Annotated in this window: 12 protein-coding genes; 1 reads left to right on the top strand and 11 read right to left on the bottom strand. The window is 69.4% G+C overall.

The annotated features are described in order from the left end of the window. Position 1 precedes the first annotated feature (1 nt). Positions 2-622, top strand: coding sequence for an HAD family hydrolase (locus CHC08_RS02945; protein ID WP_089205576.1), 621 nt, complete (start codon positions 2-4; stop codon positions 620-622). Between the two features lie 193 nt (positions 623-815). Here the strand turns inward: CHC08_RS02945 and CHC08_RS02950 are convergent, their stop codons facing one another. The 11 genes from CHC08_RS02950 to CHC08_RS03000 all read right to left on the bottom strand — a co-directional run bounded on the left by CHC08_RS02950 (position 816) and on the right by CHC08_RS03000 (position 11,664). After that, positions 816-2,054 carry an MFS transporter gene (locus CHC08_RS02950; protein ID WP_089205577.1) on the bottom strand — a complete coding sequence of 413 codons (1,239 nt, stop codon included), beginning with the start codon at positions 2,052-2,054 and terminating at the stop codon, positions 816-818. Positions 2,055-2,074: 20 nt separating this feature from the next. Next, complete coding sequence (locus CHC08_RS02955) at positions 2,075-3,070, bottom strand: LacI family DNA-binding transcriptional regulator (RefSeq protein ID WP_089205578.1); 996 nt, start codon at positions 3,068-3,070, stop codon at positions 2,075-2,077. A 212-nt stretch (positions 3,071-3,282) separates the two neighbouring features. Then, positions 3,283-4,104, bottom strand: coding sequence for an isocitrate lyase/PEP mutase family protein (locus CHC08_RS02960; protein WP_089205579.1), 822 nt, complete (start codon positions 4,102-4,104; stop codon positions 3,283-3,285). A 193-nt stretch (positions 4,105-4,297) separates the two neighbouring features. Next, the gene (locus CHC08_RS02965; protein ID WP_089205580.1) at positions 4,298-5,182 is read right to left on the bottom strand and encodes a TIGR03854 family LLM class F420-dependent oxidoreductase; all 885 of its coding nucleotides are present in this window, start codon (positions 5,180-5,182) and stop codon (positions 4,298-4,300) included. 208 nt (positions 5,183-5,390) lie between these two features. Beyond that, the gene (locus tag CHC08_RS02970; RefSeq protein WP_089205581.1) at positions 5,391-5,735 is read right to left on the bottom strand and encodes an RNA polymerase-binding protein RbpA; all 345 of its coding nucleotides are present in this window, start codon (positions 5,733-5,735) and stop codon (positions 5,391-5,393) included. Positions 5,736-5,882: 147 nt separating this feature from the next. Beyond that, positions 5,883-7,238, bottom strand: coding sequence for an MFS transporter (locus CHC08_RS02975; RefSeq protein WP_089205582.1), 1,356 nt, complete (start codon positions 7,236-7,238; stop codon positions 5,883-5,885). A 203-nt stretch (positions 7,239-7,441) separates the two neighbouring features. Next, complete coding sequence (locus CHC08_RS02980; RefSeq protein ID WP_089205583.1) at positions 7,442-8,239, bottom strand: glycerophosphodiester phosphodiesterase family protein; 798 nt, start codon at positions 8,237-8,239, stop codon at positions 7,442-7,444. 178 nt (positions 8,240-8,417) lie between these two features. Further along, positions 8,418-8,984 (bottom strand): TrmH family RNA methyltransferase, encoded by a 567-nt coding sequence (locus CHC08_RS02985; protein WP_089205584.1) that lies wholly within the window; start codon positions 8,982-8,984, stop codon positions 8,418-8,420. A gap of 141 nt (positions 8,985-9,125) precedes the next feature. Then, positions 9,126-9,740 carry a class I SAM-dependent methyltransferase gene (locus CHC08_RS02990; protein ID WP_089205727.1) on the bottom strand — a complete coding sequence of 205 codons (615 nt, stop codon included), beginning with the start codon at positions 9,738-9,740 and terminating at the stop codon, positions 9,126-9,128. 32 nt (positions 9,741-9,772) lie between these two features. Further along, entirely contained in the window at positions 9,773-10,720 is a 948-nt protein-coding gene (locus CHC08_RS02995) for a VWA domain-containing protein (RefSeq protein ID WP_089205585.1), read from the bottom strand. Then, positions 10,717-11,664 carry a DUF58 domain-containing protein gene (locus CHC08_RS03000; RefSeq protein WP_089205586.1) on the bottom strand — a complete coding sequence of 316 codons (948 nt, stop codon included), beginning with the start codon at positions 11,662-11,664 and terminating at the stop codon, positions 10,717-10,719. The genes CHC08_RS02995 and CHC08_RS03000 overlap by 4 nt, the downstream gene beginning before the upstream one ends. Positions 11,665-11,753: the final 89 nt, after the last annotated feature.

The following is an 11,753-nucleotide window of genomic DNA, read 5'->3' on the forward strand; positions in this document are numbered from 1 at the left end:
GATGGCGGACACCGTGCTCTTCGACCTGTTCGGCGTCATCGCCCGCCAGCAGTCCCCATCCGGCCAGGAGTTGCTGGTGGCGATGGCGAGCGTCTCAGCCTCCGCGTTCTGGCAGACTTACTGGGCGCTGCGCATGCCCTACGACCGTGGTGAAGTGACCGGATCCGAATACTGGCGGCAGGTAGCAGCCGCCCTTGGCACCACCTTCGATGACCACCAGCTCGCCCGCCTCATCGCCGCGGACATCGCGAGCTGGAGCGCCATCGACGACGACATGGTCGCCCTGGTCGAACATACGGCGGCATCGGGGCGGCGAATCGCATTGCTGTCGAACATCCCGGAAGAACTCGCCGTGCACTACGAACAGCACCACCGCTGGTTGAAGCACTTCGACGTGGTCGCCTTCTCCTGCCGAACCGGCCAAACGAAACCTGACCTGGACGCCTACCGGTGGTGCTGTCAGACCCTCGGCCTCGCACCAGAACGCATCCTGTTCGTCGACGACCGCGCCGAGAACATCCAAGGTGCCAAGGCAATCGGCATGCGCACCCACCTGTTCACCGGCCCCGCACAGGCCCGTCAGGCCATCACCGAACTGGACCCGGTGCCGCGGCGACGATAGCCCGGCCGGCGCGGTGCGCACGGAGCCGGCGCCCGGACCGACAGCGTCATTGCCACACTGCGGGTGTGTCCGTTGCCAGACGTCCGCGGGTAGGCCGAAGCAGCCAGCGCATCGTCGGAAGGCTTCGGCCAGAGCCGAACGACTCGGTATGCCAAAACGCCCTCTCGTGCCGCGTTCCGCGCGTTGATCTTCGCTACGAAGGCATGGTCATGATGGTCAGGCCGATGACGGCGAGGAGCCCGAGTGCGGCTGGGATGAGGAAAACCAAGGGTAGTCCGATGGCGGCGGCTCCGAGTCCGCCGGCGGCACCACCCAGGGCGGAGGCCAGGGAGGTGGAGCTGAGGAAGATGGCGGAGGCGGTGGCGACAGCGTTGGGGAGAAGCCGTTGGGCGACGATGATGCCGAGTGCGGCGAAGATTCCCCATACGCCGCCCATGAGGATCTGTCCGGCGAACAGCCCTGCGGCGGTGCCGGTGGTGGCGAAGCAGATGTTGGCGGCGACGCCGAAGGCAGCGCCGATCACCATCAGCCGCGTCATCCCGATTCTGCGTGCGACGAGTACCGCCAGCGGCATAAGGATGATCTCGACCAGTGGCTGGATTCCGATGATCGCGCCGCTGAGCTCGGCGGGGAAGTTGAGTTGGCCGTTCATGTAGATCGGCAGGTACGCGTACTTGATCGGTTCTCCGGCGTACACGAGCACGTAGAGCGCGGTGAACGTGATCAGCGGCAGCATGTCGCGCACGCTGGGTCCGCGTGTGTCGGGTTCGGTGGTTTGATGCGCGGAGGTGGTGGCAGGTGTCCTGAGCGTCCCTAGCGGGAGTATCTGCGCGAGCGTGCAGGCGGCCGTTGCCAGGAGCATGGTGTGCAGTGAGGTCTGGGCGGCCAGGAATGTCCCGGCGACCGGGCCGATCACCCAGCCGGCGGTCAGGGCCATCCGTACGACGGCGACTACTGCGTCGTTGTTCGGGTCCGGGTGGGCTTTCTGCTCGTCGTGGACGGCGGCGAACAGTTGGGAGGTGGCGGCGCCGCCGAACGCGCCGATGACGGCGCCGATGACGTAGGGCATCCAGAGCTGGGTCGAGTAGGCGGTGCCTACCCAGCCCGCGAAGCCCAGGAGGGCGCAGATGCGAAACAGTCCCAGGCGTCGGCCCGTGCGGTCCGAGCGTCTGCCGATCAGATAACCGGCCACGGGCGTGGTCAGGCTCGTGAGATAGAAGAGTCCGGCTGCGCTGAGTGAGGCACCGAGGTCTTTGACGAGGAAGGATGCGATCTGCGGCGCGGCGGCCGAGAACCCGAGAGCGGACAGGAACACCGAAATGGTGGCGCCGCGGTAGAGCGGCGAGGCGAACGTAAGCCGCAGCGCCGACGTGCGCACCAGCGGTTCGTCCAGCGCCACGTCGGTGGCCTCGACCTGCTCGTGAAGTGCCATTCCTGCCGCCTTCGCGGATTCTAGTTTCGGGTGCTGTCTCGGAGGACAAGGTCGACCGGGAACCGCTGTCGGTGGCCTGGCGCCGGGTCGCCTTCCAGAAGCAGGCGGGTGGCGGCGGCGGCCATGTCCTCGACAGGCAGGCGCATCGTAGTCAGCGTCGGGTTGCTACATACGGACGCGATGCTGTCGTCGAAGCCGATGATGCTCACGTCGTCGGGGACGCGTCTGCCGGTAGCGGTGATGGCCTGGACGGCTCCGGCGGCCATCAGGTCGCAGGCGATGAACATCGCGTCGATGTCTGGGTGCTGTTCGAGCAGCTTTTTGGCTGCGTGGTAGCCGCCTTCACGGTGGAAGTCGCCGTCGGCGTCGACCTTGGTCAGTCCGAGGCGTCGAATGGCTCGCAGGTACCCGGTGCGGCGGTCGATGGCGCAGGGGTTGAGGGCGGGCCCGTGGATGGCGGCGATGCGGCGGCGGCCGAGCCGGTGGAGTTCGTTGACGGCGGTGTACGCGCCGCCGATGTTGTCGGCTTGCATAGCGGGAACGGATGAGGCGGTGGGCACCATCGAGACAGTGCGGCGGCACCGGCGGTAGAACCGGGTCGCCAGTGCCGGGGTGATGTCGGCGAGAACGGCCCCGATGGTGGTGTTCTCAGCGATCTCGTCGATCATTTCGGCGGCTGTCTCATGGCCCAGGGCGTGCAGTCGCAGTTGCGCGTTGACGACTTCCAGGACGGGCATCATGCCGGCCAGAACGCGGCTGAAGTACGGATGGGTCCCGAGCCAGTCGATGCCGGGACCGTAGGTGATCGCGATGACGTCAACGGTGCGTTGGCGGCCGGAGGCCAGAGCTCTGGCGGTCTCGTTGGGCTGGTAACCCAACTCGGCCACAGCCGCTTGGACCCGGACGCGCAGCGGCCCGGACGCGCCGGGCGCGTTGTTGATCACGCGGGACGCGGTCGCGCGGGACACGCCGGCCACGCGCGCGACATCCTCGATCGTGGGCTTGTACCTGCTCATGGGGGCCTGCACTCTCCGTCACGGCACCTCGAAAGCCGCGGTGTTCGAACCGTAGACCTGAGAGCGCTCTCAGGTGAAACGGCCGCGGCGCAGGGTGGACCACCAGTGACGGACACAGCGGCGGTCGCCGGGACCCACCACACCGGACGGTTCACCCAGGTTCCCCGGCTGGCGAAGTACCTTCGTGCTGTGCCCCTGACCGCCTGCCGAGATCAGCCGGCGGTGACGTCCGGCGGGTAGGGGCTGTTTCCGGCCTGGACGGCCGCGACCATCTGGGCCGTGTAGGCCTGTACGGCGCTGTGCAGACCGTGCCCGAAGCTCACGCGGGCCACCCCGAGGGCCGCCAGCTCCCCGATCGACGGCGTGCCGGGACGGAACAGGACGTTGATCGGGCCGTCGATCCCCTCGGCCAGCGCGCGGACGACGCCGGCCTCGGAGACGAAGATCGGGTAGACGCAGTCGGCGCCGGCTCGCAGGTACAGGCCCCCGCGCCGTACCGATTCCGCGAGCCTCTCGGAGGGCGTGCCCGTGCCGTGCATGTAGGTGTCGACACGCGCGTTGATCACCAGGTCGACACCCGCCTCGGTGGCGGCGGCCCGGACGGCGCCCAGGAACGCGGCCTGCTCGTCGGCGTCGACCATCTCGCCCGTACGGGGGTCGGAGTCCTCCAGGTTGCAGCCGACCGCGCCGGTGGCGGCCAGGCGCGCGACCAGCTCCGCCGGCTTCAGCCCGTAGCCGCGCTCCATGTCGGCGGTGACGGGAACGCCGACCACCCGGACGATCCGGGCGACCGCGGCGAGCATCTCCTCGACAGGCGCCGCCTCCCCGTCGTCGTATCCGAGCACCGGGGCGATCGCGGCGCTGCCGGTGGCGATCACCGGGAATCCGGCCGCCTCGACGGTACGGGCCGACGCGGCGTCCCAGACGTTGGGCACCACCAGCGGATTTCCCGGCACGTGCAGCGCCCGCAGCGCTGCGGCCTTCTCGTTGGCTGTCGCGTTTGTCGTGCCTTCGTTGGTGGTCTTGGTAGCCATGCGACGACTCTAGGCGGCAGGCGGTCCGGTGTTAAAGGCCAATGACGCGATAAGGGATTGGGCCACTTTCGAGATCGTCCCGGTGCCGGGCGGGATCGGCCAGGGGGAGGGCAGGGCGAGGGGCATGTTGAGGGCACGGCGAAGGCACGACGATCGTTTCCCGCCGGTCCCGGCCGGCGGTTCCTCGCGGATGTCAGTTCTCCATGGGCATCAGCTCCCGGGCGAACCCCTCCATGAAGTTCTCCGTCTCCGGCGTCCGCCCGGCCGGCCGTATGACGAACTTCGTGATCCCCGCGGCGACATAGCGCTCGATCCGCTCGCGGCACGCCTGCCAGCCAACGGGGACGAAGTCCGCGGGATCGGCGTCGGGACGGCGCCCGCGGATCGCGGCCGAGAACTCGTCGGGGATGGAGCCGAAGGCGACGGCGAGGCTGACGCCGTAATGGTCGGGCTCGATCTCGCGACCGGCCTCGGCGGCGTGGCCCTGGATCGTCTCCCGGGCCACGGCGGCCTCCTCGGGGGTGATGTGGCTGGCGAGCCAGCCGTCGGCGAAGCGGCCGACGCGGCGTAGCGCGACCGGGCCGCCGCCGCCCAGCCAGATGTCCAGCGGCTTGGCGGGGAGCGGCCCGACGCCGGCGTCCTCGACGGTGTGGAACGTCCCCTTGAAGGTCACCGTCTCCTGCCTGAGCAGCAACCTGAGCAGCTCCAGCGACTCGTCGAAGACGGCGCCGCGGGAGTTTCCCGCGATGGGGAAGGCACTTTTCTCGCTGGGTCTGGCCGGGTGGAGGCCGAAGGCGGGCAGCACCCGGCCGGGGGCCAGCGCGGCCAGGGAGACGAGCTGCTTGGCGACCAGCACCGGGTGGCGGCCCGGCAGGATGGCGACGCCCGTGCCGACCTTCAGCCGGGCCGTCCTGGACAGCGCGTATCCCATCCCGATGAACGGCTCGACAGACGGTCCGAAGACGACCTCGGACAGCCACAGCGAGTCGATGCCCAGGGCTTCGGCCCGGTCGACGGTCTCGGCGAAGTGGGCCGCGCTCTCGGTTGCCGTCGGGGCGATTCCAATTCGTACCTTCATCCGCCCATTCGACCACGATTCAATCTGCAAACCCAGGCGGGAGGTCGTCGGGAGACGGTGAGCGGAGCCCGGAGGGAGCCGGAGCCGGGAGGCGCGGCCCGGGCGGGGCGTGGAAGGGCGTGAGAGGTCACAGGGCGTGAAAGCGGAGAACTCCGGCACCCTGGGCGGGTGCCGGAGTTCTCCGTCTCTCTGAGTCCGTCTGAGTCGGTCAGGCGCTCTTTCGGCGCTGGGCGCGTAGAATCGCCAGGCGCTCGTTGAGCACCTCCTCCAGGTCTTCGATCGTGCGGCGCTCCAGCAGCATGTCCCAGTGCGTCCGTGGGGGCTTGGCCTTCTTTGCCTCCGGCAGCTCGCCATCCACCCGGAGTGCGGTCGCGCCGCACATGCGGCACTCCCAGGTCGCCGGGATCTCGGCTTCAGCGGCAAGCGGAACGTCGAATCGATGGCCCTTCGGGCAGGTGTAGGACACCTCCTGGCGCGGAGCCAGATCGGTGTTGCGGTCGTTCTCGTAGCTGGTCGCCCCGAGCCGGGTACCGCGTAGCGCACGCTCGCCCATGTCTGAATGCCTCCTGAGGGCCCCGTCGTGAGGGGTTTGTCTCCCACGGCGTACAACGCTTGATACCGTGTGTGGATTCCCACAGACGGGGTGATCCAATCGCGCGTTCTTGACCCGGTCTGTGAGAAGGCCCTTTCCGAGGGGTCTTCAGATGCGTTCCGGCACTGGATTTCCGGCCGCTCTGATGGCCTTGGGCAGGTCGATGAGGGCGAGCAGCACGAAGCCGAGCACAAAGAAGATCACCAAAGAGATAATGCCGAGCCGGTAGCTGTCGGTTAGTTGGAGCGCCAGGCCGAGGGTGAACGAGCCGAGGAATGTCGAGCCCTTGTCACTGATCTCGTACAGGCTGTAATATTCCGCCTCCTTGCCCACCGGGATCACGTGGGAGAAGAGCGACCGCGACAGGGCCTGGGTGCCGCCCATCACGATCGCGATGGCGAACCCGAGCGCGAAGAACGCCACGGCCGAACCCCTGGGCAGGAAGTAGGCCACGCCCACCACCACGACCCAGGCGATCAGCGCGTTCATCACGACGCGTTTCGCTCCCCAGTGGGTGGCGAGCCGGCCGAGCAGCAGGGCGCCGAAGAAGGCGACGAACTGCACCATCAGGATCGCCGCGATCCTGACGGTCTGGCTCAGCCCGAGCTCCTTGTCGGCGTAGGTGGCCGAGAAGGAGATGACGGTCTGCACACCGTCGTTGTAGATCAGGTAGGCCACCAGGAAGCCCAGCGTCAGCGGGTAGCGGCGCAGCTCCCTGATCGTACGGCCCAGTTGCCGGAAGCTTCCCGCCACGGCCTGACCGGCGGTCTCGGCGCCCGGGGCGAGCGCCCGCCGGTTGCGCAGCCGCAGCAGCGGGATGATCGTGAACCCGCCCCACCACAGGCCCGCGGAGGCCAGGGCGAGGCGTACGGCGTCGCCCTCGGAGACGCCGAAGGAGTCGTGGCCGAGGAAGAGCGCGAGGTGGACGGCGAGCAGCAGGCCGCCGCCCAGGTAGCCGAAGCCCCAGCCCTGGGCGGAGACCTTGTCACGCTCGTCCGCGGTGGAGATCTCGGGCAGGAACGAGTTGTAGATCACGAATGCGGCCGCGAAGGCGGTGTTGGCCAGTACGAACAGCGCCCCGCCCAGCAGGTAGCGCCCGTCCGCGACGAACCAGAAGCAGAGCGTGGCCCCGGCGCCGAGATAGGCGAACAGGCCCATGAGCTCCTTCTTGCGGCCGGTGTGGTCGGCCAGGGCTCCGGCGATGGGCATCAGGATGATCTGCAGGATGGCCGCGGCGCCCACCACGAAGGAGTAGTAGGCGCTGGGCCGTACGTCGAACCCCAGCACGTCCACGTACGGGCGGCCCTGGGCGGCGGTCTCCGCGATCGTCGTCAGGTACGGCCCGAGGAAGACCGTCAGGACCGTGGTGGGGAAGGCGGAGTTCGCCCAGTCGTAGAAGTACCAGCCGCGCTGTTCGCGGCGGCGGGCCTGGGGGGTTTCCTCGACGACCTGTTCGGAGGTCATGGGTCCTCGCTCGTTGGGGGATCAGCCGGCGGGCCGGCTGGGGGGCGGGGGTGTGCGGCTTACACAGCTCACACGGCTCACATGGCTGACACGGCTCACGTGACGTGCGTGGCTCACACGGCTTACGGGGCTCACACGGCTCACGTGACTTACGGGACCTATGGGGCTCGCAGGGTTCACGTGGTTCACGCGGTTCGCACGGTTCACGCGGCGAGCCGGCCGGGATGCCACTGGCCGCGTGCCTCCAGCACCTCGCGGAGGCCGGAGATGTTGTCGGTCATCAGGCCGTCCACACCGAGGTCGAGCAGGCGCTCCATCTCCCGGGGGTCGTTGATGGTCCACACGTGGATCTGCATGCCGAGGGCGTGCGCCGTACGGATCAGGGCGGGCGTGGTGATCCGCAGGCCGCGGAAGCCCACCGGGATCTGCGCGCACGGCACCCCGGCGCGGGCCAGTCGGGTGAGCAGGCGACCGTAGCCGGAGGTGGTGGCGGCGGCGCGCAGGGCCGCGACGCCGCGCGGGCCGAGCGAGGAGCACACTTCGTGGCCGACCGCGGCGCGGGCGCGGGCCAGGCGTTCCTCGGAGAAGGAGGTCAGGCAGATCCGATCATGGGAGGCGGTCCGTCTGATCGCCTCGGCCAGCGGCGCGATGGCCGAGGACTCCTTGACGTCGATGTTGAAGCGCGCCTCGGGCCAGGAGCCCAGCAACTCCTCCATGAGCGGGATCTCGTCCACGCCGCCGATCCGTGCCTCACGCACCAGCCGGTACGGCAGGCCCGCGATCCGGCCCCGCCGGTCGGTCACCCGGTCCAGGGTGTGGTCGTGGAAGGCCAGCAGCACCCCGTCCGCGGTCGCGTGGGCGTCCGTCTCCAGGTAGGTGTAACCGAGCTCCACCGCCCGTGCGAACGCGGCATGGGTGTTCTCGCGGCCCTCGAAGGCCCCGCCCCGGTGGGCGAAGGCCAGAGGGGCGGGATGGTCGAGGAAGGCGTAACGACGCTGCACGTGCAGGAGTATGCCCGCTACGAGTGCGACTCGTCATCGCGAGAGGGTGAACGTTTGGGTCACAAGGTCATTGATTTAAGTTATTTCGAGTTATAAGGCGATGAAAGATGGCTTATCGGCCTGATTTGTGATCTGAAGCCGGCGGCGCGAGTTCGAGCGTGGTCCGGCGGCCCGCTTGTCAGTCTGATTCGTGGTCCGGCAACGTCTTCCCCGCCCATTCCTGGCGGCGGGCCTCGGCCATCGCGATCGCCGCCGCGACCCCGACGTTGAACGAGCCCACCCTGCCGACCTGCGGGATGTAGCAGACGCCGTCGGCGGCCTCCAGCAGCGCGGGGGAGCAGCCGTGGTCCTCGCTGCCCACCACCAGGCACACGTCGCCGTTCAGCTTGGCCTCGGAGAGGGGCACGGCGTCGCCGGTCAGTTCCACCGCGACCACGGTGAACCCGTCCTCCTTGGCGGCCCGTACGGTCTCCAGCACGGGGACCGGCTCCTCCCAGGCCACCAGGCGGTCGGTGCCCAGGGCGGTCTTCTGCGCCTTGGGGTTGGTCGGGGGAGTGGCGTTGCCCGCCAGCCAGATCCGCTCCACCCCGAAGGCGGCGGCCGTACGGAAGATCGAACCGACGTTGAACGGGCCGGTCACCGACTCCAGGATCAGCGCGAGCCGTCCCTCGGTGCTCCTGCGCCACGTGCGGTTGAGCCGCTTGACATCGGTCGGCCGCAGCTGCCTGCGCGGGTTGTCCGTCATCGGTCGTTCACCGTTCCTCGTTCGTTTCCGCGGTCGTTCCGTGTCTGCCCGGTGCCCGTTTGGCGTCCGCCCGCGTTCGTCTCGCGGGGAGCGGGGACCTACGTACCGGGCCTGCCTGTGGGAGGCGCGTGCGCCGTCCGTTCACCGCGCCCGATCCGCTTCCTGCCCGGCCCTCACCTCAAGGATCCGGTAGGACGACCGGGAGGTCGTGCGGCCGGTGGGCCAGCCCTGCTCGTTCAGCCAGCGCTGCAGGGAGTCGGACCCCAGGTGCTTCTGGACCACCAGGTAGGCGACGCCGTCGGGGGTGAGGCGCGTCAGCCAGCGCGTCAGCATCTGGTGCATCGCCGCCTTGCCGATGCGGATCGCCGGGTTGGACCAGATCGCCGAGAAGCGGATCTCGGGCGGAACCTCGTCGACGTGCAGTGACCTTACTTTGTCAAGGGCGGCGGTCCGGGCATTTCTGGCGCACAGCTCCACCGACCTGCGGTTGACGTCGACCGCCCACACCGTGGCCCGCGGAGCGCGCGAGGCCAGCGTCAGCGCGATCGGCCCGTAACCGCAGCCCAGGTCCAGCAGATCGCCCTCCGGCGGGGGAGGAGGCACGCTCTCCAGCAGGATCCGGGTGCCCTGGTCGACCCGCTCGGGGGAGAACATCCCGCTGTCGGTCTCCAGCTTCAAATGAAGGTCGGGGAGCACGAGCGTGACCGAACCGGGACGGCTGGCGGTCTCAGGCTGCTCCTCGAAGTAATGTGCCACGTCGTAGAACGTTACCAATGGCCGGGACCGGCTCAGGGCAGCCGCGATCCCAGCACCAGGGCCATCCCCGCGGTCAGCAGCCCGGCCAGGAGCGCCGCCACGACAAACCGCTGGCTGATCTCCTGGTTGACCATCCGGTAGCCCAGCGAGGTGCCGATCTGCTCGTACACCTCCCGTAGCTGGCTGCCCGACTCCGCCTCGTACGCCCGGCCGCCGGTTCCGTTCGACAGGGTCTGCAGGGTGGCCTTGTTCACCGGCACGTTCACGTCGCGGCCGTCGATCGAGACGGTGCCGTCCTGGGTGCCGTAGGCGATCGTGGAGACCGGCACGCGCGCGTTCATCGCGGTCTCGATCGCGTCGGCCACCGAGCGGCCCGAGGTGTTGTCGCCGTCGGACAGCAGTACGACCGCGGCGGGCGGCGGGTCGGTGACCGCCTGCTGGTCGAAGGAGCGGACGGCGTCGAGGGAGCTGAACACGGCCTCGCCGATGGCGGTGCCCGCCCGGGTGCTCAGGTTGCCGAGCGAGGTGAAGACCGCCTGGTGGTCGGTGGTGGGGGAGACCACGACGGAGGCGGAACGGGCGAAGGCGACCAGCCCCACGTTGAAACGCTCCGGCAGGTCGTTGACGAACTTCTGGGCGGCCTCCTTGGCCGCGGCGATCCGGTTGGGCGAGACGTCGTCGGCCTCCATCGACAGTGAGACGTCCAGCGCGATGATGATGGTCGCGCGGTCACGGGGGACCCGCACCTCGTCGGCCGGCCGGGCCGCGCCGATGACCAGCAGGCTCATCATCACGAGGAAGAGCACCGGTGCGACGTGCCGGCGCCAGCCGGGGCCCGAGGGGGCCACGAGCGTCAGCAGCGGCAGGTTGGTGAAGCGCAGCGCGTAGCGGCGCCGGGCGAACTGGGCGGCCACGTAGGCCGCCGCGAGCAGCGCCAGCAGGGCGAACAGCCACAGCCAGGCCGGAGAGAGGAAGGTCAATGTGTCGCTCCGGACCTCGATGGCCGATGTGTCAGATGTGCCATGCGCCGATGCCGCAGGACGAACTGGGCGATGTCGAGGACCCAGTCGCGGTCGGTGCGCAGTACCAGGTGCGAGGCTCCGCAGCGGCGCAGCGCGATCCGGTTCGTCTCCCGCTGCAGGGCGGCGGCCTCCGCGTAGGCCCTGCGTACCTTGGGCGTGAGCTGGATCTGGCGGCTCCGTCCCGATTCGGGGTCGGTCAGGTTGACCAGTCCCACCGGGGGCAGTTCCAGCTCGCGAGGGTCGATCACCTCGACGGCCACCACCTGATGGCGGGCGGCCAGGCGGCGGATCGGCCGCTCCCAGGGCAGTTCCAGGCCGGGGTCGAGACTGGGCTCCGGGTCGAGGAAGTCGGAGACGATCACTCGCAGGCCGCGCCGCCGCCGCGCGGAGGCCAGCACCTCGATCGCCTCCGCGAGGTCGGGGGCTCCGGCGACGGGACGGCCCCTGGGAGCGTCCATCAGCGAGTGCAGCAGGCCGTACAGGGCCGGACGGCCGCTCCTGGCGGGCATCCGGTGGACGTACTCGTCGTGCAGGACGTAGGCGCCGAAGCGGTTGCCGATCCGGCCCGACAGGAAGCCGATCGCGCCGACCGCGGACACCACCAGGTCGCGCTTCTCCATCGCGGCGGTGCCGAAGTCCATGCTGGGCGACAGGTCGGCCAGCACCCAGGTCTCCAGCTCCCGGTCGGCGATCAGGTCTCGCACGTGCGGGACGGTCGTGCGGGCGGTCACCGCCCAGTCCATCCGCCGGATGTCGTCCTCGCCGGGCACGTAGACCCGGCTGTCGCCGAACTCGCTGCCGGGCCCCGGAAGGAGGCCCTGGTGGGAGCCGTGCAACAGGCCGTCCAGCCGCCGGACGATGGTCAACTCGAGCCGGCGCAACGCCTGCTCGGCCGTGCTCAAGGCGTCGCTGCGCGCCGCGGCTCGGTGGCTGGTAACCGGTGACTTCCCTCGTCCCTCATCCGCTTCGCTCCTTCGGTCCTCAGTCCAGT

This window comes from Streptosporangium subroseum (assembly GCF_900188345.1).
GTDB classification, from domain to species: domain Bacteria; phylum Actinomycetota; class Actinomycetes; order Streptosporangiales; family Streptosporangiaceae; genus Streptosporangium; species Streptosporangium subroseum.